At 42.4% G+C, this 26696-nt stretch carries 25 protein-coding genes, 3 tRNA genes, 3 rRNA genes, 1 other RNA gene and 1 pseudogene; 28 read left to right on the top strand and 5 right to left on the bottom strand.

The window, feature by feature from the left end:
* Positions 1 to 589: 589 nt before the first annotated feature.
* Both M1D84_RS18980 and M1D84_RS18975 read left to right on the top strand, forming a co-directional pair.
* Positions 590 to 925, top strand: a pseudogene (locus M1D84_RS18980) (methyl-accepting chemotaxis protein); the annotation flags it as partial.
* A gap of 326 nt (positions 926 to 1251) precedes the next feature.
* Positions 1252 to 1344 (top strand) — tRNA-Ser (locus M1D84_RS18975).
* 89 nt (positions 1345 to 1433) lie between these two features.
* Here the strand turns inward: M1D84_RS18975 and M1D84_RS18970 are convergent.
* The 4 genes from M1D84_RS18970 to M1D84_RS18955 all read right to left on the bottom strand — a co-directional run bounded on the left by M1D84_RS18970 (position 1434) and on the right by M1D84_RS18955 (position 4700).
* Entirely contained in the window at positions 1434 to 2093 is a 660-nt protein-coding gene (locus tag M1D84_RS18970; protein ID WP_003218104.1) for a deoxynucleoside kinase, read from the bottom strand.
* Complete coding sequence (locus M1D84_RS18965) at positions 2090 to 2713, bottom strand: deoxynucleoside kinase (RefSeq protein ID WP_122632233.1); 624 nt, start codon at positions 2711 to 2713, stop codon at positions 2090 to 2092. Before M1D84_RS18965 ends, M1D84_RS18970 begins: the two co-directional genes overlap by 4 nt.
* An 85-nt stretch (positions 2714 to 2798) precedes the next feature.
* Complete coding sequence (locus M1D84_RS18960; RefSeq protein ID WP_234107879.1) at positions 2799 to 4046, bottom strand: glycoside hydrolase family 18 protein; 1248 nt, start codon at positions 4044 to 4046, stop codon at positions 2799 to 2801.
* A gap of 99 nt (positions 4047 to 4145) precedes the next feature.
* A complete protein-coding gene (locus tag M1D84_RS18955) occupies positions 4146 to 4700 on the bottom strand; it encodes a cysteine hydrolase family protein (RefSeq protein WP_024425761.1) in 555 nt (184 codons plus the stop codon).
* A gap of 79 nt (positions 4701 to 4779) precedes the next feature.
* Between M1D84_RS18955 and tadA the strand changes: the two genes are divergently transcribed.
* The 25 genes from tadA to rsmI all read left to right on the top strand — a co-directional run bounded on the left by tadA (position 4780) and on the right by rsmI (position 23779).
* Entirely contained in the window at positions 4780 to 5256 is a 477-nt protein-coding gene (gene tadA, locus M1D84_RS18950) for a tRNA adenosine(34) deaminase TadA (protein WP_024426741.1), read from the top strand.
* A 76-nt stretch (positions 5257 to 5332) separates the two neighbouring features.
* Positions 5333 to 5597: signal recognition particle sRNA large type (gene ffs / locus M1D84_RS18945), an RNA gene on the top strand.
* Between the two features lie 331 nt (positions 5598 to 5928).
* Positions 5929 to 7641, top strand: coding sequence for a DNA polymerase III subunit gamma/tau (gene dnaX / locus M1D84_RS18940; RefSeq protein WP_024425763.1), 1713 nt, complete (start codon positions 5929 to 5931; stop codon positions 7639 to 7641).
* Between the two features lie 26 nt (positions 7642 to 7667).
* Complete coding sequence (locus M1D84_RS18935; RefSeq protein ID WP_008342011.1) at positions 7668 to 7991, top strand: YbaB/EbfC family nucleoid-associated protein; 324 nt, start codon at positions 7668 to 7670, stop codon at positions 7989 to 7991.
* 15 nt (positions 7992 to 8006) lie between these two features.
* Positions 8007 to 8603 (top strand): recombination protein RecR, encoded by a 597-nt coding sequence (gene recR / locus M1D84_RS18930; protein ID WP_003218094.1) that lies wholly within the window; start codon positions 8007 to 8009, stop codon positions 8601 to 8603.
* 18 nt (positions 8604 to 8621) lie between these two features.
* Positions 8622 to 8846, top strand: a complete 225-nt coding sequence (locus M1D84_RS18925) for a YaaL family protein (protein ID WP_024425764.1) — start codon at positions 8622 to 8624, stop codon at positions 8844 to 8846.
* Between the two features lie 66 nt (positions 8847 to 8912).
* Positions 8913 to 9176 carry a pro-sigmaK processing inhibitor BofA family protein gene (locus M1D84_RS18920; RefSeq protein ID WP_024425765.1) on the top strand — a complete coding sequence of 88 codons (264 nt, stop codon included), beginning with the start codon at positions 8913 to 8915 and terminating at the stop codon, positions 9174 to 9176.
* A gap of 273 nt (positions 9177 to 9449) precedes the next feature.
* Positions 9450 to 10998, top strand: a 16S ribosomal RNA gene (locus M1D84_RS18915).
* A 95-nt stretch (positions 10999 to 11093) separates the two neighbouring features.
* Positions 11094 to 11170 (top strand) — tRNA-Ile (locus M1D84_RS18910).
* 14 nt (positions 11171 to 11184) lie between these two features.
* Positions 11185 to 11260: transfer RNA gene (locus tag M1D84_RS18905), tRNA-Ala, on the top strand.
* Positions 11261 to 11358: 98 nt separating this feature from the next.
* A 23S ribosomal RNA gene (locus M1D84_RS18900) occupies positions 11359 to 14289 on the top strand.
* Positions 14290 to 14350: 61 nt separating this feature from the next.
* Positions 14351 to 14466, top strand: a 5S ribosomal RNA gene (gene rrf, locus M1D84_RS18895).
* The 16S, 23S and 5S rRNA genes sit together here with 2 tRNA genes alongside, the layout of an rRNA operon.
* 171 nt (positions 14467 to 14637) lie before the next feature.
* The gene (locus M1D84_RS18890; protein WP_024425620.1) at positions 14638 to 14829 is read left to right on the top strand and encodes a sigma factor G inhibitor Gin; all 192 of its coding nucleotides are present in this window, start codon (positions 14638 to 14640) and stop codon (positions 14827 to 14829) included.
* Between the two features lie 128 nt (positions 14830 to 14957).
* Positions 14958 to 15572 carry a 5-bromo-4-chloroindolyl phosphate hydrolysis family protein gene (locus tag M1D84_RS18885; RefSeq protein ID WP_024425621.1) on the top strand — a complete coding sequence of 205 codons (615 nt, stop codon included), beginning with the start codon at positions 14958 to 14960 and terminating at the stop codon, positions 15570 to 15572.
* 18 nt (positions 15573 to 15590) lie between these two features.
* A complete protein-coding gene (locus M1D84_RS18880) occupies positions 15591 to 16655 on the top strand; it encodes a toxic anion resistance protein (protein ID WP_024425622.1) in 1065 nt (354 codons plus the stop codon).
* A 77-nt stretch (positions 16656 to 16732) separates the two neighbouring features.
* Positions 16733 to 18142 (top strand): aminotransferase class I/II-fold pyridoxal phosphate-dependent enzyme, encoded by a 1410-nt coding sequence (locus tag M1D84_RS18875; RefSeq protein WP_024425623.1) that lies wholly within the window; start codon positions 16733 to 16735, stop codon positions 18140 to 18142.
* Positions 18139 to 18777, top strand: a complete 639-nt coding sequence (gene tmk / locus M1D84_RS18870) for a dTMP kinase (protein WP_024425624.1) — start codon at positions 18139 to 18141, stop codon at positions 18775 to 18777. Before M1D84_RS18875 ends, tmk begins: the two co-directional genes overlap by 4 nt.
* A gap of 79 nt (positions 18778 to 18856) precedes the next feature.
* Positions 18857 to 19186 carry a cyclic-di-AMP receptor gene (locus M1D84_RS18865; protein WP_024425625.1) on the top strand — a complete coding sequence of 110 codons (330 nt, stop codon included), beginning with the start codon at positions 18857 to 18859 and terminating at the stop codon, positions 19184 to 19186.
* A 12-nt stretch (positions 19187 to 19198) separates the two neighbouring features.
* Entirely contained in the window at positions 19199 to 19639 is a 441-nt protein-coding gene (locus M1D84_RS18860) for a YaaR family protein (RefSeq protein ID WP_024425626.1), read from the top strand.
* An 11-nt stretch (positions 19640 to 19650) separates the two neighbouring features.
* Positions 19651 to 20640 carry a DNA polymerase III subunit delta' gene (holB, locus tag M1D84_RS18855; RefSeq protein WP_024425627.1) on the top strand — a complete coding sequence of 330 codons (990 nt, stop codon included), beginning with the start codon at positions 19651 to 19653 and terminating at the stop codon, positions 20638 to 20640.
* A gap of 2 nt (positions 20641 to 20642) precedes the next feature.
* Positions 20643 to 21470, top strand: a complete 828-nt coding sequence (locus M1D84_RS18850) for a PSP1 domain-containing protein (RefSeq protein WP_024425628.1) — start codon at positions 20643 to 20645, stop codon at positions 21468 to 21470.
* A gap of 14 nt (positions 21471 to 21484) precedes the next feature.
* On the top strand, positions 21485 to 21838 hold the full coding sequence (yabA, locus tag M1D84_RS18845; RefSeq protein ID WP_024425629.1) for a DNA replication initiation control protein YabA: 354 nt from the start codon (positions 21485 to 21487) through the stop codon (positions 21836 to 21838).
* Positions 21839 to 21893: 55 nt separating this feature from the next.
* Entirely contained in the window at positions 21894 to 22637 is a 744-nt protein-coding gene (locus M1D84_RS18840) for a tRNA1(Val) (adenine(37)-N6)-methyltransferase (RefSeq protein WP_411265140.1), read from the top strand.
* Positions 22624 to 22923: a GIY-YIG nuclease family protein gene (locus tag M1D84_RS18835; protein WP_024425631.1), complete on the top strand. Its 300-nt coding sequence runs from the start codon at positions 22624 to 22626 to the stop codon at positions 22921 to 22923. The genes M1D84_RS18840 and M1D84_RS18835 overlap by 14 nt, the downstream gene beginning before the upstream one ends.
* A complete protein-coding gene (gene rsmI, locus M1D84_RS18830; protein ID WP_024425632.1) occupies positions 22898 to 23779 on the top strand; it encodes a 16S rRNA (cytidine(1402)-2'-O)-methyltransferase in 882 nt (293 codons plus the stop codon). Before M1D84_RS18835 ends, rsmI begins: the two co-directional genes overlap by 26 nt.
* Before the next feature lie 45 nt (positions 23780 to 23824).
* Here the strand turns inward: rsmI and M1D84_RS18825 are convergent, their stop codons facing one another.
* Positions 23825 to 24115, bottom strand: a complete 291-nt coding sequence (locus M1D84_RS18825) for an AbrB/MazE/SpoVT family DNA-binding domain-containing protein (RefSeq protein ID WP_087975202.1) — start codon at positions 24113 to 24115, stop codon at positions 23825 to 23827.
* A 520-nt stretch (positions 24116 to 24635) separates the two neighbouring features.
* Here M1D84_RS18825 and metG point away from each other — a divergent pair.
* Entirely contained in the window at positions 24636 to 26636 is a 2001-nt protein-coding gene (metG, locus tag M1D84_RS18820; RefSeq protein WP_024427203.1) for a methionine--tRNA ligase, read from the top strand.
* The last annotated feature ends 60 nt before the right edge of the window (positions 26637 to 26696 follow it).

Here is a 26696-nt window from a genome sequence, read left to right as displayed (position 1 = left end):
TCAAGGCATCTTTTTCTTTTTACCAAAAGTCCTACAGTTTTCCTAAATTTAGCCGATAAAAAAATTAAAAGCTTCTAGGAAAGAAGGAATAACCTTGAATAGGCTTGACTATTATGTTGAAATGGCTCATTTACTTAGAAAGGTACTAGATGAAAGTATTCTTTTCGGCATCACAGATACAGAGAAGATACTTTGTTATTACCCGTCTAACACAATAGATTTTGGTATGAAAGTTGGAGACCCATTGAACCCAGAAGACCAAAATGTGGCGACGACATTAAGAGGACAAGAATATGACGGTCATTTACCAGAGCATTTATATGGTTATGAAATTGCTGTAAAAGGTTACCCGATTTTTGATGAAGATAAAAAAGTAATTGGCTCTTTTTTAGTGGCATTTTCACATCATCGTGAAAAGAAATTAAGCGGTTATATGGAGCAAATCAATAAAGTAGCGAAAGAACTCCAAGGTGGAATTGAGCAAATTGCTGCACATTCTCAAGAGCTGGCTGCCACAAGTTTAGAAATAAGCGAACAGGCAGGAAGAGCGGAAGAGAAATCTGCGAATATTGAAGAAGTCGTCAAAACCATTGGCGGGATCGCTAGACAAACAAATCTGCTCGGTTTAAACGCTGCAATTGAAGCCGCAAGAGCAGGCGAGAACGGAAAAGGGTTTGCTGTCGTTGCTGATGAAGTTCGCAAATTATCAGATGGCTCGAAGGAAGCGGCTGAAACCATTAATACATTTTTAAAAGAAATCCAAGACAGCATTGGCACTCTGTCTGAAAACATCTCACAAATCAGCAGTTCAACAAATGAACAAGCCAAACAAGTGACAGACTTTACGAAGATTATCGAGTCATTAAATGAGTTTAAAGTAGAGATGAATCAGTTTATTGAAGAAATTAGACAGGATACGAAATAGATCAAGAGCAGCCGTCAATGGCTGCTTCAGCGTGTAGACAAACCCTCGCATTCGTTGTCAGGTCTGCGCTTCGGTGCTCACGAATGTCAAATTCGCTCCGCTCCGGTGCTCGCCCTTCCTAGGGCTGCAAAGGTTTTCTATCACGCTGAAAAGAAGACAAAGGGCTAAAATCAAAATCATTTTAGCCCTTTGTCAACAATCTGGAGCAGCCATCAATGGCTGCTTTTTTATAGGCAAATATCATGCCGAAATCACATATTGAAATTTTTTTCGAAAAGATGTTGACTTCAAATAAAATGATATGGTATATTAATTCTTGTCGATACGGAGGAATACCCAAGTCCGGCTGAAGGGATCGGTCTTGAAAACCGACAGGGGTGTCAAAGCCCGCGGGGGTTCGAATCCCTCTTCCTCCGCCATATTGATTTTTTACCTTAGTTGAATTGAACGCAAGCATAAAAATTGGAAATTGTCAAACCGCTGCATTTCGCGAATGCAGCGGTTTTTTTTATTTTGTTTTAGAGCGATTTTTTTGAATAACAGAAGCTATTTCATGAAGAATGGGATCAAGTGAGCTTTCATCATGAAGTAAGTCGTAATCTTCAATATTAATTTTAATCACTGGGCATAAATCAAATTGTTCGATCCATTCCGTGTATCGAGTGTACATTTCTTCCCAATAAGCCCGGTCAGTTTGAGTTTCCATCTCTCTGCCGCGTTCTTCAATACGATGTAAAATATGATCTAAATCCCCGTGTAGATAGATGAGGACATCAGGGTGAGGGAAGTAAGGTGTCATCACCATCGCCTCAAATAGGCTTGTATACGTTTCATAATCGACCTCAGACATCGTACCTTTGTCCGCATGCATTTTTGCAAAAATGCCAGTATCCTCATAAATGGAACGATCTTGTACATATCCTCCGCCAGATTCAAAAATCCGCTTTTGCTCCTTAAAACGCTCAGCTAAGAAATAGACCTGTAAGTGGAAGCTCCATCTTTGGAAATCTGAATAAAAAGGCTCTAAATATGGGTTATCATCTACTTTTTCAAGAGAGGTTTGAAACCCTAGCTTGTCCGCTATTGTTTTGGTCATAGTTGATTTGCCGACACCAACAGTCCCGGCAATTGTGATGACTGCGTCCTTTGGTATTTCGATATTGTTCATAGTACTTGCTCCTTTATGTTCTGTACAATTTGCTGGTAATCTTTCTGTGAGGAAACGAAGTCTGTATGATCTCCTTCAATTGTAATGATAGGAAGCCCTGGCTCAGTCTGTTTTAAATGTTCAATAGCCAGCTCGTAATCTTCAATGAGTGTTTTTAAATAAGCTGGGTCGATGTCTTCTTCAAAAGAGCGTCCTCTCATCTGTATTCTTTCAAGTAAGGTGGGAAGGCTGGCTTTTATATAGATCATGGCATTTGGTTTAGGAAGATCATCTGTTAGCAGGTGATAGATCTTTCTGTATTTATCCATGTGCTTTTTTGATAATGTTCTTTCTGCAAATATCATATTTTTATAGACGTGATAATCAGTGACAACTGGCTGCTGTTTATTCACATAGTTTTCTTCAATTAATTCTAACTGTTTGAACCGATTGCATAAAAAGAACATCTCAAGCTGAAAGCTCCATTGTTCCATATCTTCATAAAATTTATCTAAGAATGGATTTTCTTCTACAATCTCTTTTACTAAAGGAAATTGAAATTCCTTCGCAAGCATTGTAGCCAAAGTTGTTTTTCCGGCTCCAATCGGGCCTTCCACTGCAATAAAAGGGGCAGGATACATAGGCGTTCTCCTCTATCTATAAAGTTAAAGTTGTCAAACCAATGTATATTGTACCATACCCCTTCTAATAGATAGAGTGAATGGATTACGATGTCGTTCTTTTTTCAATATTAAATTGATCTGATAATAAGAGCCAGTTTTGTGGGAAAGATAGACCTAATTTCCAATAAGCAATGCCGTTCAAATTTAGCTCTTTGATGAGGTTGAACTTTGCTTGAATTGATCTAGCGTCTTCGAACCAGACCTCATGCTCTTTGTTGTTGGCATCTGTATAACGAAAATGGGGTGCTTGTGCTGTTTCGTCGTATAAGATAGAGACATTGTGCTCTCTAGCAAGTGCAATTGCTTGTTGAGGACTGACGGCTTTGGCTATGGGGCCGCCCTGGACGAAAGGAAGTGTCCAATCATAGCCGTATAAATTCTGCCCCATTACAATTTTATTGGCAGGTATGACAGTTAGTGCATATTCAATGACTTGGCGGACAGGTCCAATTGGAGAGACAGCTTGTGGAGGGCCGCCGCTGTACCCCCATTCATAGGTCATCAACACAACGTGATCGACGATCTTACCGATTGCTTCATAGTCATGGGCTTCATACCATTTGCCCTTTTGCTGACTACTTGTTTTTGGTGCAAGTGCAACAGATATTGTCCATCCTTCTTGATGGAAACGGGCTGTTGCTTCTCTTAAAAATTGAATATAAGCATCTTTATCAGCAGGGCGTAAATATTCAAAATCAAAATGGATTTCCTTGAATTGATACTTTTTGGCAACTCGAACAATTTCATTTAAAAATGCCGTTTTGACAGATTGGTTAGTTAAAAGAATACGCCCAAGTTCATCACTGAATTTTTCATTCTCTAGATTTGTCACCACCATGGTTAATACAGTTCTGTTCTGAGCGGCAATCTGGGGTAGTTGGTCTAACGGTGGTTCTCGCAGTGTCCCATCTCTTTGTGCTTGAAAACTAAAGACGTCTAAATGGGTTAAGTATGGGGAGGCCTCTCTAGCTGCCTGCTTTAAGTTTTCACTGACTTGATTTCCCCGTGGTTCAATATAAGCATTGGAATTAATGTTCCTTTTCGGTCTTTGTGGAATATAGAGCCAGAAACGAATAGGCAGTATCGCTTCAGGTCGAATTCTGTTCACGCGTGCCAATTCTTCCACTGAGATTTGAAACCGTCTACCAATTTGATATAGTGTGTCATTTTGTTTGACCTCATAAAATTGACCTCTAATTGGAATGACAATTGTTTGTCCAATGACGAGTTGATTTGGTGTTTCGATTTCGTTAGTACGGATGATTTCATTGACTGTCGTTTTAAAACGCATAGCAATGTCGTTTAAAGTATCTCCTCTTTTGACAACATAAATTTGAATAGTCAACGCCCCCTTTGTTATTGCTAACAATTTATGAGGGTTATAGCTAAATCATGTTTGATTTTCATTCGTGATTTCCTTAGCGGTAGTGATTTTGGCTAGAAGAACGTTCTCCATCATCGTTAAAGCGTAGTCGTTATCTCTGTCGTCGTTTGAAGCGATACAATCTTTAGGTACAATTAGATTGTATTCTCGCATGTATGCGTCATTTGCAGTGAACAAAACGCAAATGTTTCCGGCAATTCCAGTTAGAATAATGTCCTCAACACCTAATTCATTTAAGAGTGTCTCTAGTGCAGTACCGTAGAAGGCAGAATGCTTAGGTTTAATTAAGAAGTAATTATCTTTTGATGGTGTCATTTTCTCTAAAATAGGAGCGCTTCTTTCGTTTTTGCATGTTTCTAAAACAGCTTGGATATCAGCCTTCCAAAGTCCGTAGTGATCGTTGATATAAATGATTGGCCAATTTTCCTTGAAAGCATGTTGTTTAAGAGCTAAAATTTTATTGGTCATTTGCTCTGTTTTTTCTGCAAGCACATGTCCCATTTCAAAATCAAAATCATTAATCATGTCGATAATAAGCAGCGCCTTTTTTTGCTTTGACAAAATAAGACCCCCTTTAAAAGATTGTGATAATATGTTAACCTCAATTTCCTTTTAAAAAACATGAAAAGAGAGCCATGCCATGACGAAAGATGAAAAGTTTATGCAAGAAGCCATTTCTGAAGCCTTAAAAGCAGAACAAATTGGGGAAGTGCCGATTGGTGCGATCATTGTTGTTGATGATCAAATCGTGAGCCGGGCTCATAATTTAAGGGAAAGTGAGCAGCGTTCGATTGCACATGCAGAATTACTTGCTATTGATGAAGCATGTAAAGCGACAGGGAGCTGGCGTTTAGAAGATGCTGTGCTTTACGTTACGCTTGAGCCATGCCCAATGTGTGCGGGTGCTATTGTTCTCTCTAGAGTGAAAAAGGTCGTTTTTGGTGCATACGATCCAAAAGGTGGATGCGCAGGTACTTTAATGAATTTACTGGATGATGAACGGTTCAATCATCAGTCTGAGGTCATCGGTGGTGTACTTGAAAATCAGTGTGGTGAGCTGTTAAGTCAGTTCTTCCGAAATCTCCGTCAGCGAAAGAAACAAGCCAAAAGTAAATGAATGGATGTCGTTTGCAATTTGAGCTGTAAGAAGGTATACTTATGTCTGCGTCACTAACAATTTAATATTCATTTTGCCGTGCTAAGCGGGGAGGTAGCGGTGCCCTGTACTCGCAATCCGCTCTAGCGAGGCCGAATCCCTTCTCGAGGTTCGTTTACTTCAAGGTCTGCCTTAAATAAGTGGTGTTGACGTCTGGGTCCTGCGCAATGGGAATTCATGAACCATGTCAGGTCCGGAAGGAAGCAGCATTAAGTGAAACCTCTCATGTGCCGCAGGGTTGCCTGGGCCGAGCTAACTGTTTAAGTAACGCTTGGGGTAGCGAATCGACAGAAGGTGCACGGTAAATCAATATTAAATGTAACTCATCTAGTTTAACTAGGTGAGTTTTTTGTTGCTGTTCCAAGAATAGCTTAACTGCTTTGGTTATACAAATAGATAAAAAGTCTTTTTGGAGCCATTTGTTTTTTTCACTAACCGCAAAAAGAACTGGAGTTCTGTTTTAGGGTTTCAGGTCTTTTTACAAAGCTAGAAAATACGTTTTTAATACATAGAAAGTAGAAAATCTCTAGTTGAAATCATCTTTTTGGCATATTAGAAAATAAAGGTGTGCTTTTGAATTGATCGGTGCATCATGTATAATGAAAAGGATGATAAATGGAGGAGGGCGTATTTGTGAGTTATCAAGCTTTATATCGAGTGTTCAGACCTCAAGTTTTTGAGGATGTTGTTGGACAAGAACACATCACAAAAACGTTGCAAAATGCCCTTTTGCAGAAAAAGTTTTCTCATGCTTACTTATTTTCAGGTCCTAGAGGAACAGGTAAAACAAGTGCTGCCAAAATCTTTGCTAAGGCAGTGAACTGTGAAAAGTCACCTGTTAGCGAGCCGTGTAATGAATGTGATGCCTGTAAAGGGATTACAAACGGTTCAATTTCAGACGTGATTGAAATAGATGCTGCCTCGAATAACGGGGTAGATGAAATCCGGGATATACGTGATAAAGTGAAATTTGCTCCTTCGGCGGTTACATATAAGGTTTATATTATAGATGAAGTACATATGCTCTCTATCGGTGCATTTAATGCTCTCCTTAAAACGCTGGAAGAACCGCCTGCTCATTGTATCTTTATTTTGGCTACCACAGAGCCCCATAAGATTCCTCTTACCATCATATCTCGTTGTCAGCGATTTGATTTTAAACGAATCACGACCAAAGATATTGTTGGAAGAATGGAGAAAATTGTAGATGCAGAAGGCCTTGACGTACAGGAGGGTTCGCTCGAGATTATTGCTAGTGCAGCTGATGGCGGTATGCGTGATGCACTAAGTCTCTTGGATCAAGCGATCTCATTTAGTGGTGAACAATTGACAATTGATGATGCGCTGCTCATTACAGGTGCTGTATCTCAGCATTTCATTAGTCAGCTTGCTGAAGCAATTTTTGATCAAAATATTGCCGCAGCGTTAGATACATTAAATGAATTGCTCCAGCAGGGGAAAGATGCTGCTAAATTAATAGAGGATATGATTTTTTACTTTAGAGATATGCTGCTTTATAAAACGGCACCAGATCTCGAGGGGGTCCTTGAAAAGGTAAAGGTCGACGAAAGTTTCGTGGCGCTGTCAGATCGTGTGACACCTCAGTTTCTGTATGAAACCATTGAAGTCCTGAATAAAAGCCACCAAGAAATGAAATGGACAAATCATCCAAGGATTTTCTTTGAGGTAGCTGTTGTAAAGCTGTGTCAGTCAACAGCAGGATTGACACAAGGCCATGCTGACGCTGATTTAACGGCGCTAACAGATAAAATAAACAGGCTGGAACAGGAACTATCAAGGCTAAGAGCCGAAGGTGTACCAATGTCTCCATCTCATAGCCCTCAAGAAAAAAAGGAAGCGCCTCGACCACAAACGAGTAACAAAAATGGCTATCGTGCTCCTGTCGGCCGAATTCATGAGATTCTAAAAGAAGCGAAACGGCCTGAGTTAGAAAAAATTAAAGGCAAATGGGGAGAGCTCCTTGCCCAGTTGAAACAGCAGAATAAGGTGTCTCACGCTGCGTTATTAACGGACAGTGAGCCAGTTGCGGCTGCTTCGCATGCCTTTGTTTTAAAATTCAAATTTGAAATACATTGTAAAATGGTTGCTGAAGATAAAAGCGGTGTTCGGACCAATCTTGAACAACTGCTAGAGTCTATGTTAGGAAAAAGAGTGGAATTAGTTGGCGTTCCTGACGCTCAATGGGGTAAAATAAGAGAAGAATTTTTAAGAGATCATCAGCCGGATGAACAAGCGGATGGTCAGGGAACTTCTACTGAAGAGGATCCATTGATTGCGGAAGCAAAAAAATTAGTAGGAACTGATTTAATTGAAATTAAAGATTAATAAAAATGAAAGAGAGTGGTGTTCATATGCGCGGTGGAATGGGAAACATGCAAAAAATGATGAAACAAATGCAAAAAATGCAAAAGGATATGGCGAAGGCTCAAGAAGAGCTTGCAGAAAAAGTTCTTGAAGGTACAGCTGGTGGCGGTATGGTCACTGTCAAAGTAAATGGACAAAAAGAAGTCGTTGATGTAGCAATTAATGAAGAAGTTGTTGATCCAGAAGATATTGATATGCTTCAAGATCTTGTACTTGCTGCGACAAACGATGCATTGAAAAAAGTCGATGAGCTAACGAATGAAACGATGGGTCAATTCACAAAAGGAATGAACATGCCAGGTTTATTCTAGGAGGAATAACTGAAGATGCAATATCCTGAACCAATATCAAAGCTGATTGACAGCTTTATGAAATTGCCAGGAATCGGACCGAAAACTGCGGTCCGTCTGGCTTTTTTTGTTCTTAGTATGCAGGAAGATGTCGTACTAGATTTTGCGAAGGCGCTTGTAAATGCAAAGCGTAATTTAACTTATTGTTCGGTATGCGGTCATATCACAGACCAAGATCCTTGCTATATTTGTGAAGATACAAGAAGAGATCAATCTGTTATCTGTGTAGTGCAGGATCCAAAAGATGTAATCGCAATGGAAAAAATGAAAGAATACAACGGCTTATATCATGTGCTTCATGGTGCCATTTCGCCAATGGACGGAATTGGACCAGAGGATATTAAAATTCCTGACCTATTAAAAAGATTGCAAGACGATCAAGTGACAGAGGTGATCCTTGCAACCAATCCAAACATTGAAGGAGAAGCAACAGCCATGTATATCTCCAGATTGTTAAAACCATCAGGAATTAAACTCTCTCGCATTGCTCACGGACTTCCAGTAGGCGGGGATTTAGAGTATGCGGATGAAGTTACACTGTCTAAGGCTCTAGAAGGCAGACGTGAGATGTAGGAAGGAGAAGTACGGTACATGGGTTTTCTTCGCAGAAAATCAATTCGAAAAGAATTCGATGAGAAATTAATTCAACAGCTTTTTAAGCAAAAGGAAGAATGGAACAGACAAAAAAAGCTTGTCGCAAATAGCGTTGAGCCTTCACCGGACATTCTATTCGAATTAAAGCTTGCTCAAGCGAAGTACTTTTTCTATCTGAGAGAAGCGAAAAAGAGGAATTTACGTTTAAACAACTGGAAATAGCAGGTCTATTATACATAGTCCTCTCATATGCTTGTACTATTCATATGAAGAGGAGATGAGAGGATTATGGAACCTGTTATTGTGATCGGGTCAATTTTGCTAGCTGTGCTATTGTTGTTTATGTCAGGTGTGCAGGCGAATCCATTCAAATGGTTAGGGCTTATCGGAGTGAAGTTTATAGCAGGCGCTCTTTTTTTATTTTGCCTCAACCTATTTGGCGAGAGTCTAGGATTACATGTCTCTATTAACCCTGTAACGAGTGGAATTAGTGGTTTATTGGGTATTCCGGGCGTAGCAGCTTTAATCGTTATTGAAAAGTTTATTATTTAATGAAAAATATTATTGACTTTGATTCGATAGGGTGGTAAATTAATATACGTCGCTGATGACGAAGAAACGAAAAAACATAATAACAAAAAAGTTGTTGACACTAACAACTTGGATGTGATAAGATGTTCTAGTCGCTTCTGAAGCGGTAAACAAGTTCTTTGAAAACTAAACAAGACAAAACGTACCTGTTAATTCGAGTTTTTATAAAAAATCCTATGATACTTCATAGGTAGTCAGTCAAACTGGCGAAAAGCAAAACTTCGGTTTTGTACTTTTTCGGAGAGTTTGATCCTGGCTCAGGACGAACGCTGGCGGCGTGCCTAATACATGCAAGTCGAGCGGACAGAAGGGAGCTTGCTCCCGGATGTTAGCGGCGGACGGGTGAGTAACACGTGGGTAACCTGCCTGTAAGACTGGGATAACTCCGGGAAACCGGAGCTAATACCGGATAGTTCCTTGAACCGCATGGTTCAAGGATGAAAGACGGTTTCGGCTGTCACTTACAGATGGACCCGCGGCGCATTAGCTAGTTGGTGGGGTAATGGCTCACCAAGGCGACGATGCGTAGCCGACCTGAGAGGGTGATCGGCCACACTGGGACTGAGACACGGCCCAGACTCCTACGGGAGGCAGCAGTAGGGAATCTTCCGCAATGGACGAAAGTCTGACGGAGCAACGCCGCGTGAGTGATGAAGGTTTTCGGATCGTAAAGCTCTGTTGTTAGGGAAGAACAAGTGCGAGAGTAACTGCTCGCACCTTGACGGTACCTAACCAGAAAGCCACGGCTAACTACGTGCCAGCAGCCGCGGTAATACGTAGGTGGCAAGCGTTGTCCGGAATTATTGGGCGTAAAGGGCTCGCAGGCGGTTTCTTAAGTCTGATGTGAAAGCCCCCGGCTCAACCGGGGAGGGTCATTGGAAACTGGGAAACTTGAGTGCAGAAGAGGAGAGTGGAATTCCACGTGTAGCGGTGAAATGCGTAGAGATGTGGAGGAACACCAGTGGCGAAGGCGACTCTCTGGTCTGTAACTGACGCTGAGGAGCGAAAGCGTGGGGAGCGAACAGGATTAGATACCCTGGTAGTCCACGCCGTAAACGATGAGTGCTAAGTGTTAGGGGGTTTCCGCCCCTTAGTGCTGCAGCTAACGCATTAAGCACTCCGCCTGGGGAGTACGGTCGCAAGACTGAAACTCAAAGGAATTGACGGGGGCCCGCACAAGCGGTGGAGCATGTGGTTTAATTCGAAGCAACGCGAAGAACCTTACCAGGTCTTGACATCCTCTGACAACCCTAGAGATAGGGCTTTCCCTTCGGGGACAGAGTGACAGGTGGTGCATGGTTGTCGTCAGCTCGTGTCGTGAGATGTTGGGTTAAGTCCCGCAACGAGCGCAACCCTTGATCTTAGTTGCCAGCATTTAGTTGGGCACTCTAAGGTGACTGCCGGTGACAAACCGGAGGAAGGTGGGGATGACGTCAAATCATCATGCCCCTTATGACCTGGGCTACACACGTGCTACAATGGACAGAACAAAGGGCTGCAAGACCGCAAGGTTTAGCCAATCCCATAAATCTGTTCTCAGTTCGGATCGCAGTCTGCAACTCGACTGCGTGAAGCTGGAATCGCTAGTAATCGCGGATCAGCATGCCGCGGTGAATACGTTCCCGGGCCTTGTACACACCGCCCGTCACACCACGAGAGTTTGCAACACCCGAAGTCGGTGAGGTAACCTTTATGGAGCCAGCCGCCGAAGGTGGGGCAGATGATTGGGGTGAAGTCGTAACAAGGTAGCCGTATCGGAAGGTGCGGCTGGATCACCTCCTTTCTAAGGATATATGGAGCAGCGTACGTTTTCGTCTTGTTTAGTTTTGAAGGAACTTGCAAAAGATCCTACAACATCATATCTTCGATATGAAAGATGGGCCTGTAGCTCAGCTGGTTAGAGCGCACGCCTGATAAGCGTGAGGTCGGTGGTTCGAGTCCACTCAGGCCCACCATCTTCTATTAAATTGGGGCCTTAGCTCAGCTGGGAGAGCGCCTGCCTTGCACGCAGGAGGTCAGCGGTTCGATCCCGCTAGGCTCCACCAACGTGTTCTTTGAAAACTAGATAACAATAAGTAATACATTCACATTGAATGCAATGCAAAGTTCATCACACATAGTGATTCTTTCTAAAGTAAGAAATGGTTAAGTTAGAAAGGGCGCACGGTGGATGCCTTGGCACTAGGAGCCGATGAAGGACGGGACGAACACCGATATGCTTCGGGGAGCTGTAAGCAAGCTTTGATCCGGAGATTTCCGAATGGGGAAACCCACTGCTCGTAATGGAGTAGTATCCATACTTGAATACATAGAGTATGAGAAGGCATACCCGGGGAACTGAAACATCTAAGTACCCGGAGGAAGAGAAAGCAAATGCGATTCCCTGAGTAGCGGCGAGCGAAACGGGAACAGCCCAAACCAAGAGGCTTGCCTCTTGGGGTTGTAGGACACTCTATACGGAGTTACAAAGGAATGATATAAGCGAAGAGGTCTGGAAAGGCCCGCCAAAGAAGGTAACAGCCCTGTAACTGAAATGTTGTTCTCTCCAGAGTGGATCCTGAGTACGGCGGAACACGTGAAATTCCGTCGGAATCCGGGAGGACCATCTCCCAAGGCTAAATACTCCCTAGTGACCGATAGTGAACCAGTACCGTGAGGGAAAGGTGAAAAGCACCCCGGAAGGGGAGTGAAATAGATCCTGAAACCGTGTGCCTACAAGTAGTCAGAGCCCGTTAACGGGTGATGGCGTGCCTTTTGTAGAATGAACCGGCGAGTTACGATCCCGTGCAAGGTTAAGCAGAAGATGCGGAGCCGCAGCGAAAGCGAGTCTGAATAGGGCGCATGAGTACGTGGTCGTAGACCCGAAACCAGGTGATCTACCCATGTCCAGGGTGAAGTTCAGGTAACACTGAATGGAGGCCCGAACCCACGCACGTTGAAAAGTGCGGGGATGAGGTGTGGGTAGGGGTGAAATGCCAATCGAACCTGGAGATAGCTGGTTCTCTCCGAAATAGCTTTAGGGCTAGCCTCAAGGTAAGAGTCTCGGAGGTAGAGCACTGATTGGACTAGGGGCCCCTACCGGGTTACCGAATTCAGTCAAACTCCGAATGCCGATGACTTATCCTTGGGAGTCAGACTGCGAGTGATAAGATCCGTAGTCGAAAGGGAAACAGCCCAGACCGCCAGCTAAGGTCCCAAAGTATACGTTAAGTGGAAAAGGATGTGGAGTTGCTTAGACAACCAGGATGTTGGCTTAGAAGCAGCCACCATTTAAAGAGTGCGTAATAGCTCACTGGTCGAGTGACTCTGCGCCGAAAATGTACCGGGGCTAAACGTATCACCGAAGCTGCGGACTGTTCTTACGAACAGTGGTAGGAGAGCGTTCTAAGGGCTGTGAAGCCAGACCGGAAGGACTGGTGGAGCGCTTAGAAGTGAGAATGCCGGTATGAGTAGCGAAAGACGGGTGAGAATCCCGTCCACCGAATGCCTAAGGTTTCCTGAGGAAGGCTCGTCCGCTCAGGGTTAGTCGGGACCTAAGCCGAGGCCGAAAGGCGTAGGCGATGGACAACAGGTTGATATTCCTGTACCACCTCCTCACCATTTGAGCAATGGGGGGACGCAGGAGGATAGGGTAAGCGCGGTATTGGATATCCGCGTCCAAGCAGTTAGGCTGGGAAATAGGCAAATCCGTTTCCCGTAAAGGCTGAGCTGTGATGGCGAGCGAAATTTAGTAGCGAAGTTCCTGATTCCACACTGCCAAGAAAAGCCTCTAGCGAGGTGAGAGGTGCCCGTACCGCAAACCGACACAGGTAGGCGAGGAGAGAATCCTAAGGTGATCGAGAGAACTCTCGTTAAGGAACTCGGCAAAATGACCCCGTAACTTCGGGAGAAGGGGTGCTTCTTAGGGTGTTAAAGCCCCGAGAAGCCGCAGTGAATAGGCCCAGGCGACTGTTTAGCAAAAACACAGGTCTCTGCGAAGCCGTAAGGCGAAGTATAGGGGCTGACGCCTGCCCGGTGCTGGAAGGTTAAGAGGAGCGCTTAGCGTAAGCGAAGGTGCGAATTGAAGCCCCAGTAAACGGCGGCCGTAACTATAACGGTCCTAAGGTAGCGAAATTCCTTGTCGGGTAAGTTCCGACCCGCACGAAAGGCGCAACGATCTGGGCACTGTCTCAACGAGAGACTCGGTGAAATTATAGTACCTGTGAAGATGCAGGTTACCCGCGACAGGACGGAAAGACCCCGTGGAGCTTTACTGCAGCCTGATATTGAATGTTGGTACAGCTTGTACAGGATAGGTAGGAGCCTTGGAAACCGGAGCGCTAGCTTCGGTGGAGGCATCGGTGGGATACTACCCTGGCTGTATTGACCTTCTAACCCGCTGCCCTTATCGGGCAGGGAGACAGTGTCAGGTGGGCAGTTTGACTGGGGCGGTCGCCTCCTAAAATGTAACGGAGGCGCCCAAAGGTTCCCTCAGAATGGTTGGAAATCATTCGCAGAGTGTAAAGGCACAAGGGAGCTTGACTGCGAGACCTACAAGTCGAGCAGGGACGAAAGTCGGGCTTAGTGATCCGGTGGTTCCGCATGGAAGGGCCATCGCTCAACGGATAAAAGCTACCCCGGGGATAACAGGCTTATCTCCCCCAAGAGTCCACATCGACGGGGAGGTTTGGCACCTCGATGTCGGCTCATCGCATCCTGGGGCTGTAGTCGGTCCCAAGGGTTGGGCTGTTCGCCCATTAAAGCGGTACGCGAGCTGGGTTCAGAACGTCGTGAGACAGTTCGGTCCCTATCCGTCGCGGGCGCAGGAAATTTGAGAGGAGCTGTCCTTAGTACGAGAGGACCGGGATGGACGCACCGCTGGTGTACCAGTTGTTCTGCCAAGGGCATCGCTGGGTAGCTATGTGCGGACGGGATAAGTGCTGAAAGCATCTAAGCATGAAGCCCCCCTCAAGATGAGATTTCCCATTCCGCAAGGAAGTAAGATCCCTGAAAGATGATCAGGTTGATAGGTCTGAGGTGGAAGCGTGGTGACACGTGGAGCTGACAGATACTAATAGATCGAGGACTTAACCTATATTCTAATGTGAAACATGAACATTGTTATCTAGTTTTGAGAGAACATTCTCTCCATCAGGTTTGGTGGCGATAGCGAAGAGGTCACACCCGTTCCCATACCGAACACGGAAGTTAAGCTCTTCAGCGCCGATGGTAGTTGGGGGTTTCCCCCTGTGAGAGTAGGACGCCGCCAAGCTTCTATAAGGATCAGTTCCAGTCGGAACTGGTCTTTTTTGTTTTTTAAGAAAAGGAACAAACACTCGATCTGACATGGATACATATACTAAACTACCATCTAAAACATTCTTAATTTTGTATACAATTGAAAGCGCTAGGGCATACTGAAGCTATAAGTGGAGGTGTCACAATGAGCAAAAAAGAGCGAGAAGCGATTTGTTTGATTTGTGAAGAGAAAAAAACAAAGGGAATTTATTTATATCATCAGTTTTTGTGCCGAGAATGTGAGAGAAAGTTAATTTCTACATCGACCTCGGATCCTAGCTATGCCGATTATGTTAGAAAGCTAAAAAATCTTCATACGCCGCCTTTGTATTCATAGACCATTAGATGGTCTTTTTTTATGAGCTATGGAGGATTGGGCCTGTTTTTTGGAACTTAGTTTGGACATCATCCGTAATTAATAATAAGATAAACAGAGAGCCTGATTATTCATAGGAGTCGATGAACATGAAATCAATCTTTTATACATTTATATGGGCCATCCTCTCTACTTTTTTTTCGCTTGTGATTTTAACCGTCAGTATTGGGGTTTTCCATCATCATGTTGGATTATCGATACTGTATGCGATGATGGGGTGGGGCGTGATGTTTGCAGGGAGCAGATGGGTTGCTTTCCAGTTGTTTTTAAAGAAACACGGACTGTCTCGTAGTGATTATGTATATATCAAACAGCATTTAAAAGAAGCAGGACAAAAGCTCGTACGTTTAAAGAAGGCTTTATTTGCTGTGAAGAACGTACAGACGATCAAACATAATTATGAAATTCTCCGACTTGCACGACGAATCTATACGATTACAAAAAAAGAGCCGACCCGGTTTTATGATGCACAGCGTTTTTATTTTGAAAGCTTGGATTCTGTCGTTGAACTAACTGAAAAATATGCACTATTGTATAATCAGCCTGATCGCAGTCATGAGCTGGAAATGACACTAAGCCAAACTCGAGTGACGCTGACAGAACTGCAAAAGCAATTGACGAATGATTTGCAGCAAGTATTAGGAAGAGACATAGAAGCCCTTCATATTGAGCTTGAAGTGGCAGATAAAATGATAAAGAAATAATGAAAGGAGTCAAACGTAATGAAACCAGAAGATCACATCCCAACAGCATCTGCTTCCACTACAGATCTTCAGTTTCAGGTGTTTGATACCTTATCTGATGAGGAGAAACAAGAAGCCATACAGCGTGCTGAGCAGATCCCTGACAATCCGCAAAAGCTGCTTTTCTATGGTACACGTGTTCAGGAACGATTATTGGAACAATCACAACAAATGATGAAATATGTTGAGAAAAAAGATATCGATCAAATAGGAGACGTGCTTGAGGCCTTTTTGCACCAGCTGCATGTAGTAGAACCGGAGGACTTACTGCCAAAGAAGCAGGGCTTTTTTTCGAAGTTATTTCGGCGGGAGAAGCGTTCTACTCAGGAAATCATATCGCGTTTTCAACATGCAAAATCACAGATCGAGAGATTATCAGCAAGGCTTCGTTACGCAAAAGGCGGATTAATTTCGGATCATATGTTATTAGAGCGTTTATTTGAAGAAAATCAAACTTTTTTCCAAGAGATGACGCTGCAGGTTGCAGCAGTTGAAGCGAAAATGACCACTTTAGAGAAGCAGATCATATCAGAAGCGGAGCAGATTGGTAATCGGACTATAGAGGAGCAATTGATGAGTCAGGAAGTCAATGCAGAAGAATATATGGAGAGGTTGAAAGAACGGAAATATGATTTGCTGCTAAGCCGGCAAATTGCGTTGCAATGTAATGCCCAAATTCGAATGATCCAGCATACGAATCATACATTGGCCAATCACATTCAATCAACAGTTTCTGCATCTATTCCTCTATGGATCAACCAAATGTCGATTGCATTAACGCATATTCAACAGCGTGCCAATTCAGCTCTTGAGAATCGAATCCAAAAAACATATGAAAAGGTATCAAAGCAGCAGGGGGAGCTTCTTGAAGAGGCAGCTTTTGCACCTATAGATACGTTGAAAAAGGTTCAACGCCAATTAGCTGAAACCTTACAGGAAACGTTACAGGTGACAGAGCATGGAAGCCAAGAGCGAGCCCAATTGAAAAACAGCATGTATGAGGCAGAACAGCAGCTGGCGAATCACCAGCCAATAAAGGAATGAGAATCCATCTTTCGGTTCCCTTGTATGAACGTTATAATAGACATAAGATATCGTTAAAGTGAAAAGGGTCGATTTGTTTGAAAACACCTTTATATACAGCATTAGCACAACATGCGGAAAAGAAACCTTATTCTTTCCATGTTCCAGGACATCACAATGGAGATGTCTTTTTTGATGAGGCACGGACTTATTATGACTCAATTCTTCAGCTGGATGTAACAGAACTTGAAGGATTAGATGATCTCCATCATCCAACTGGTGTGATTCAAGAGGCTGAACATTTATTGGCAAAGCTATATGGTTCAGATCAAAGCTTTTTTCTTGTGAATGGGACAACTGTCGGAAATTTAGCGATGGTGATGGCAGCCTGTCGTGCGGAAGATGAGATTTTCGTCCAGCGAAATTGTCATAAGTCTGTTTACCATGCGATTGAGCTTGCAGGAGCAACGCCTATTATGGTAGAAGCTGAGATAGATCAACACCTGCATGTTCCAACACATGTGACGGATGAAACAGTCAAAAAAGCCATTGCCAAACATCCTAATTGCCGGGCGATCGTTTTGACTTATCCGAACTACTATGGTCATGCAGCTGATTTATCAAAACTGATACACATGTGCCACGAAGCAGGCATGATCGTTTTGGTTGATGAGGCACATGGTGCACATTTTGTATTAGGCGGCGCTTTTCCTCCATCTGCTCTTTCCTATGGAGCTGACGTGGTGGTACAATCAGCACATAAAACCCTTCCGGCTATGACGATGGGATCCTACCTTCATCTTCAGGGGGAGCGAATGGATGCAAAACGTTTGAAAACATTCCTCACGATGCTTCAAAGCAGTTCTCCATCCTATCCAATTATGGCCACATTAGATGTGGCAAGGGCCTATGTCGAGGAGATCAAGAAAAAAGGGATCTTGGATGGAATCATGAAAGGGCTGGCAGAGCTGAAAAATGAGTTCAACCGTATACCTCAGCTTGAAGTGGTCGAGTCTGAATTGCTTTCTAACGATCCATTAAAATGTGTGATTCGTTCAACAAAAGGGCTGACTGGTTATGAACTAAAACGAGTACTTGAATCAGTGGAGGTTCACCCAGAGCTTGCCGACGAACATCAGGTTTTACTTGTCTTTGGTTTAGAACAGAAGAAGGATATACCTTTTAAACGAATAGAGCAGGCCCTTAATCAAAGCAATTCATTGCTCAAAGGAAAAGATCATTTCCAAAGAGAGGCGCTGGCTGATGACAACGAGGAGCATAGACAGGATATAGAAGCCGTCCCATTTGAACATGCAGCAGGACGGGTTAGTGCAGAATCGGTGATTCCATATCCACCGGGTATTCCTTTGATCGTTAAGGGAGAGCGTATTGAAATCGATCAGATTGCGGCTTTAAGCCGTTTGCTTGGACATCAGGTTCATGTTCAAGCCAGTCAGGTGATTCATCAGAGAAAATTATATGTTTATATAGAAGAGGAGACACTATGAGCGGTATGTTTATTACGTTTGAAGGGCCAGAGGGTGCCGGAAAAACGACAGTGATTCGAAAAGTGTATGAAGAAATGGAACGCCAAGGATATGCAGTGATGGCGACACGTGAGCCTGGCGGCATTGACATAGCAGAGCAGATTCGTGAAGTCATTTTAAATGAAAAAAACACAAAAATGGATGCGAAAACAGAAGCTTTGCTGTATGCAGCCGCAAGAAGGCAGCATTTAGCTGAGAAGGTAGAACCGGCATTACAGCGCGGGCAGACAGTTTTATGTGATCGTTTTGTCGATAGCTCCCTTGCTTATCAAGGCTATGCGAGAGGGCTTGGGATTGAAGAAGTAAAGTCAATTAACGACTTTGCTATCAATGGCACGATGCCGCAAATGACCATTTATTTTTCAATTACACCTGAGGAAGGGCTAAAGCGAATTAATGCCAACCAGGGAAGAGAAAAGAATCGATTAGACATGGAGACGCTGAATTTCCATCAGCTTGTCAGAGAAGGCTATGAACTGCTTATTGCACAATCGCCAGAACGATTCCGTGTAGTGGATGCGTCTCAGCCGATGCAGGATGTCTATGAAGAAGTCCTTCAATTGATTCAGGACACATTAAAGCAAAATCAAATATGACCTAATTCCCAATCGTTGTTATAATATAGAGGAAGACATCGGCATGTCATCTGTGCCTAAAATAAAGGAGGCCAATCAAATGAAATTAATTGTTGCCGTTGTACAGGACCAAGATAGCAGCAAGTTGTTGAAAATATTGACTGAACATCATTTCGGCGTGACAAAATTAGCTTCAACTGGTGGGTTTTTAAAGTCTGGGAATACGACTTTTATTATTGGTTGTGATGATGTCCGGGTGGATAAAGCATTACAGCTTATAAAAGAAAATTGCCGTAAACGTGATCAAATGATCGCGCCTGTCTCCCCAATGGGCGGAAATGCAGATTCATACGTACCATACCCTGTTGAGGTTGAAGTTGGCGGAGCTACTGTTTTTATTCTGCCAGTTGAACAATTTCATCAATTTTAAGGATGGGTTGCTGTGAAAATTAATCAAGATATGCGGCTGCGTTTAGAAAAGCGTGAACTTCAAGCGATGAAAGGAAGCCAGACATCTGCCTCCTTTAAAGCTTCGATGGAGACGCAAAGCGGCAAACTGCGCTTAGAACAGCTGACGGTCATGCTGAGTGATATCGAAGTGTTCGGAAAAAAGCTCGCAAAGTCACGAAACCTAAAGGATTTGGCTAGGTTTAAAGGACTGGTGAAGCGCTTTGTGAAAGAGACAGTCGATAATGGTTTAAATATAGAAACATCAAGGAGCTTTGACATTTATGGCAACACACGTACACTTGCTTTGGTCAAAGCCTTAGATGAAAAGCTGATTGAATTAACCGAGGAAATGATGGATCAAGAGAAACCATCTATTGATTTGCTTGAACGTATTGGAGAAATAAAAGGTTTATTGATTAACCTTTACACATAGAGAGTGATAACATGGCAATTAGCTGGGATGACATGAATGATTTGCAGCCGCGCGTCATGCGGCTGATTTTTAATAGTATTGATAAAGACCGACTTGCGCATGCCTACTTATTTGAAGGAAAAAAAGGAACCGGAAAACTGGATGCAGCGATGCTTTTGGCTAAGAGCTTTTTTTGTTTGGAATCAGGAGTAAAACCATGTGAATCCTGTCAAAACTGCAAAAGGATTGCATCAGGAAACCATCCCGATTTACATCTTGTGCAGCCTGATGGCCAATCAATTAAGAAGGCGCAAGTGCAGGCATTGCAAGAGGAATTTACAAAAGCAGGTGTAGAATCTCACCGAAAAATGTATATTATTCTTCATGCGGACAAAATGACGGTCAATGCCGCGAACAGTTTATTGAAGTTCCTAGAGGAGCCTAATCGGGAAACGATGGCGGTTTTAATCACTGAGCAATCGCATAAAATGCTGGATACGATTATTTCAAGATGTCAGATGCTCAGCTTTCAGCCGCTGCAGCCACAATCCTTAGAGCAGCAGCTTTTACAAGAAGGCGTATCTCAGCATCTCGCAAGGCTTTTGTCGAATTTAACCAATAATTTAGCAGAAGCACTCGAATTAAGTCGAAATGATCAGTTTGCAGAGTCTAGAGCGAAAGTGATAAAATTGTATGAAGTCTTACACCAGCGAAAAGAACATGCATTTTTTTATATACAGGATCAATGGATGCCTTTTTTCAAAGAGAAAGACCTTCAAGAAACAGGTCTGGATATGCTTTTATTTATATATCGTGATGTATTGTCGATTCAAATAGGAAATGAAGATAAAGTCATTTATCAAGACTTATTCCAGACAATGAAGCAGCATGCGCTGCATTCCACACAGCAGATGGTGACCAGCCAGATCCTTGCTGTATTAGAAGCGAAAAAGAGACTTCAATCCAACGTGAATGCCCAAGGGCTGATGGAGCAATTGGTGTTGATGTTGCAGGAGGGATAAGCTTGTACAACGTAATTGGTGTTCGCTTTAAAAAAGCGGGCAAAATCTATTATTTCGATCCTAATGGATTTCATATAGAAAATGATAGTTGTGTCATTGTAGAAACGGTTAGAGGGGTTGAGTACGGACAAGTGGTCATCGCCAACAAAAAAGTAGATGAACACGATGTGGTTCTCCCTCTGCGTAAAGTCATTCGTGTAGCAGACGAACGTGACCGGCTCATCGTTGAGGAAAACAAAGAAGCAGCGATGACAGCCTTTGATACATGTCTTCAGAAAGTAAGTGAACATGGGCTGGAAATGAAATTGGTTGATGTTGAATTTACATTTGACCGAAACAAGGTCATCTTCTACTTCACAGCAGATGGCAGAGTTGATTTCCGTGAGCTAGTGAAGGATCTTGCATCAATCTTCAAAACGAGAATTGAACTTCGCCAGATTGGTGTAAGAGACGAGGCAAAAATGCTTGGCGGCATTGGTCCTTGCGGGCGAATGCTTTGCTGTTCGACATTCTTAGGAGACTTTGAACCAGTGTCGATTAAGATGGCAAAGGATCAAAACTTGTCGTTAAATCCGACAAAAATTTCAGGCCTATGCGGACGTTTGATGTGCTGCTTGAAATATGAGAATGATGAGTATGAAACAGCGAAAGAACAATTACCGGATATCGGCGAAACGATTCAGACGTCTAATGGCTCTGCAAAGGTAGTAGGGCTCAATATTTTAGAACGAATTTTGCAAGTCGAATTAACCGGGCAAGAAAAAGTGATAGAATATACATGGGAAGAATTATTACAAGAAGGCGTTGTATCTGCACAAACAACTGAGTAACGAGGTGTGCCACCTTGGATAAAAAGGAACTATTTGATACGGTGATTAATTTAGAAGAGCAAATCGGTTCTCTTTATCGCCAGTTAGGTGATTTGAAAAATCATATCGGTGAAGTGATTGAAGAAAATCATCAGCTGCAGATGGAGAATCAGCACTTGCGTGAACGTCTGGATCAGTCCGATCGAGACAAATCGTCTGAGGCAGAGAATGATTCTGCCCAGAAGCCAAGTCATTCTGATATAGGAGAAGGTCATGATAACCTGGCCCGGTTATATCAGGAGGGCTTCCATATTTGTAATGTACATTATGGGAGCATTCGTAAAGAGGGAGACTGTTTGTTCTGTCTGTCATTTTTAAATAAAAAATGAGAAAAGGCTTCCGCTGAATCGGGAGCCTTTTTCACAGGAAAAGAAAGGATACATCATGGTTTCGTTAAGAGAAGATGAACGGTTAGATTACCTGCTCGCCGAAGATATGAAGATTATTCAAAGTAAAACTGTGTTTGCCTTTTCATTGGACGCAGTGTTATTAGCTAAATTTGCGTATGTGCCAATCCAAAAAGGAGAGATCATTGATCTTTGTACCGGAAATGGCATCGTGCCATTGCTGCTTTCAACTCGATCTAGGGCCTCGATTACGGGGGTTGAAATTCAAGAACGACTGTTTGATATGGCAAAAAGAAGTGTGGAGTATAATCAACTTGCGCACCAGATTGAATTGATTCATGGTGATTTGAATGATATGCCGGAACGCTACGGCAACCATAAAGTTGATGTGATTACATGTAACCCGCCATATTTTAAGACACCCTCTAAGGATGAAATCAATGAAAATGAATATTTGGCGATTGCCCGGCATGAAATTCATTGTACATTAGAAGATGTTATTCGTGTTTCTTCCACGCTGCTAAAGCAAGGGGGGAAACTGGCGATGGTTCATCGACCAGGACGGCTGCTTGAGATTGTTGAATTAATGAAAAAATACCGAATTGAGCCGAAACGAATTCAATTTGTTTATCCCAAACAAGGGAAAGAAGCCAATACTATCTTGGTAGAGGGCATAAAAGATGGAAAACCAGATCTGAAAATTCTCCCGCCTCTTTTTGTTTATGGGGAAGATCAGGAGTATACAGATGAAATCAGGACGATACTGTATGGAGAAGCATAATCATTATTTCTATGTATTAAAATGTGCAGATGGCAGCCTGTATGCGGGTTATACAAATGATTTACAAAAAAGACTGATAACCCATAATAGTGGAAAGGGAGCAAAGTATACAAGAGCGAGACGGCCGGTTGAGCTTTTTTATCATGAATGTTTTGCAACCAAAAGAGAAGCCATGCAGCAAGAATATCGTTTCAAAACGTGGACGCGGAAAAAGAAAGATATTTATATAGAAGAAATGCGAATGGAAAAGGAGGCGGCACATGAAAAAGACACAGAAAAGCTTTGATGGTCAATCTGGCATGGGTATTCTTTATCTTGTCCCAACCCCGATCGGAAATCTAGAAGATATGACGTTCCGAGCGATACAAACATTAAAAGATGTAGACTATATTGCAGCAGAAGATACAAGGCAAACGAAAAAGCTTTGTCATGTATACGAAATTGATACACCCTTAACCAGTTATCATGAGCATAACAAAGACAGCAGCGGCCACAAGTTAATCGAATGGCTAAAAGAAGGGAAAAGTATCGCACTTGTGAGTGATGCCGGTTTACCAACGATTTCAGATCCAGGGGCTGAAGTGGTTCGAGATTTTACTAGCATCGGAGGCTATGTCATTCCGTTACCTGGCGCAAATGCTGCACTAACAGCACTCATTGCATCAGGAATCGCGCCTCAGCCATTTTTCTTTTATGGTTTTCTCGACCGTCAGAAAAAAGAAAAGAAAAAGCAGCTTGAAGCCTTGAAGAAACGTCAAGAAACGATCATTTTCTATGAAGCGCCCCATCGGTTAAAAGAAACGCTGACTTTAATGAAGGAAGTGTGGGGGAATCGGAACATCGCAATTACGAGAGAACTGACGAAAAAATTCGAAGAGTTTATTCGTGGGGATTTAGAATCTGTGCTGACATGGGCTGCGGAGAATCAAATTCGAGGTGAGTTCTGTCTTGTGGTACAAGGAAATGATCAAGCTGAAGAAGAGCTGAATGAAGAAGCTTGGTGGACGTCCTTATCTGAAAAAGAACATGTGATCCATTACATAGAGGAAGGATTAACGTCGAAGGAAGCCATTAAACGTACAGCTGTCGAACGTGGTGTACCAAAGCGCACGATATACGATGCTTATCATATTGAACAATAAAGAAAGGTTCTTGCAAACGGTGCAAGAACCTTTTTTATATGAACCTTATTTTTGTGATTGAAGTTGGTTTTGGATTTCGTTAATGATTTGCTCTGCACCTTCACGGCTAAGAACTAATTTACCATTAGCAAGTTTAAGGTTATCGTCTGATACTTCACCTGTTACTTGGCAAGTCATGTTTGGTTTATATTTTTTTAAGATAATTTTTTCATCATCAACATAAATTTCCAAAGCGTCTTTTTCAGCGATTCCTAGCGTACGGCGAAGTTCGATTGGAATCACCACGCGCCCTAATTCGTCAACTTTACGTACAATACCTGTAGATTTCATCTTCATTCTCCTCCCAAAAAGTTCTTATTCTTAAAATAATATTATCTTCGTCATTATTCGACAAATTCCTTACATTCCTAGCATAACAAGGTTTCCATAAATCGTCAATCATTTTGTTTACTATTGTTTGTAAAATATGACTCTTAAAGTCAAAAGACCTTGAAACTACTGGTGTATAAGGATTTTGTAGGCTTTTCCTATGAAAATATAAGAAATGACGAGATCAGATTAACAAGACTTTTGCCCTAATTTAGCCAATTGTAAATCTGGAAATAGATTTAATACGACAATATTCGACAAAATGTCGACGGGTTTGTCGTTTTTTTCGAAAAACTCATCTTTTTCGATCATTTCATCTTGTTCTATGTATATATGCTTGATCTTAAAGGCTAAGATGGTATCATAGAGAAAGCACAAGTGCAAAATTAAATGAATTGATCTGACACATTTTCATGTAATGATGATAACCGCTCTCGTCCATTGGGCGGGAGTTTTTGACATTTACACACACGCAGGAGGTTCCGACATGCCGGAAAAGAAAAAAACGTTTTATCTGACAACACCTATTTACTATCCGAGCGGAAAATTACATATTGGACATGCTTATACGACAGTAGCAGGAGATGCTATGGCTCGTTATAAACGTCTTCAAGGCTATGATGTGATGTATTTAACAGGTACAGATGAGCACGGACAAAAAATTCAGCAAAAAGCTGAAGAACAAAATATCACACCGATCGAGTATTTAGATCCAGTCGTTGAAGACATTAAATCATTATGGAAGAAACTCGACATTTCGAATGATGACTTCATCCGTACAACAGAAAAAAGACATACGAAAATCATTGAGCAAGTCTTCCAAAAATTGCTTGATCAAGGCGATATTTATTTAGATCAATATGAGGGCTGGTACAGTATTCCTGATGAGACATTCTATACGGAAACACAGCTTGTTGATGTTGAGCGTAATGAGAAAGGGGAAGTCATTGGCGGGAAAAGCCCTGACAGCGGCCACCCTGTTGAATTAATTAAAGAGGAATCATATTTCTTCCGTATGAGTAAGTATGCGGACCGTTTGCTCGATTATTACGAAAAGAATCCATCGTTTATTCAGCCTGAATCAAGAAAGAATGAAATGATTAATAACTTCATTAAACCAGGTTTAGAGGATTTAGCAGTATCAAGAACAACCTTTGATTGGGGAATTAAAGTTCCTAACAATCCAAAGCACGTCATTTATGTATGGATTGATGCGTTATTCAACTATTTAACTGCGATTGGCTATGGAACAGATCAAGATGAAAAATATAAAAAATATTGGCCAGCCAACGTACATCTCGTAGGAAAAGAAATTGTACGCTTCCATACGATTTATTGGCCGATTATGTTGATGGCATTAGATCTGCCTCTGCCGAAACAAATTTTCGCACACGGCTGGCTGCTCATGAAAGATGGCAAAATGTCTAAATCAAAAGGGAATGTGGTAGATCCGGTCACATTAATTGATCGCTATGGCCTCGATGCCCTTCGTTATTACCTGCTTCGCGAAGTACCATTTGGTGCAGATGGTGTGTTTACACCAGAAGGATTCGTGGAACGTGTAAACTATGACCTTGCCAATGATTTAGGTAACTTGCTTAATCGTACAGTTGCGATGGTCCAAAAATATTTTGACGGCACATTAAGCAGCTATAAAGGTCCTGTTAATGAGTTCGATGAAGAGCTGAAAGCAGTAGCTGAACAAACAGTCAAAGCCTATGAAGAAGCGATGGAAAATCTTGAATTCTCTGTGGCTCTTTCAAATGTTTGGACATTAATCAGCAGAACCAATAAATATATTGATCAAACAGCCCCGTGGGTGCTGGCAAAGGATGAAACAAAACGAAAAGAATTGCATTCTGTTATGTATCATTTAGCAGAATCACTTCGAATCACTGCAGTACTCTTAACGCCGTTCCTAACGAAAACACCTGAGAAAATCTTCTTCCAGCTTGGAATTGAAGAAGAGAAGCTCAAAAGCTGGGATAGTATCCTATCATTTGGTGCGATTCAACAAGCAACGGTACAAAAGGGAGAGCCTTTGTTCCCGCGTTTAGAGGTTGAAGAAGAAGTAGCCTACATTAAAGAAAAAATGCAGGGAAGTGCACCTAAGGTAGAAGAAGAGAAAGTGGAAATCGAAGAAACGGAATTACCTGAGCTGGGAGCAGAAATTGCATTTGATGATTTCTCAAAAGTTGATCTTCGAGTTGCACAGGTATTGGAAGCAGCCCCAGTGAAAAAAGCGGATCGTCTTTTAAAGCTTCAGCTTGATTTTGGATTTGAAAAAAGACAAATAGTCTCTGGGATTGCCAAGCACTATCAACCAGAAGAATTAGTAGGGAAAAAGCTCGTTTGCGTAGCAAATCTTACCCCAGTTAAACTTAGAGGGGAAATTTCCCAGGGAATGATTTTAACTGGAGAAACAGGCGGGAAATTGCAGGTTCTTGAAGTAGATCAAACTCTAGCAAATGGAACAAAAATTTTATAAATCAACAAAGGTGTTCCACGTGTAACATTTCGTCGAACACCTTTTGTTTTTTAGCAGAAT

This window comes from Bacillus sp. PK5-006 (assembly GCF_054161415.1).
This window is presented reverse-complemented; position numbering and strand designations above follow the sequence as displayed.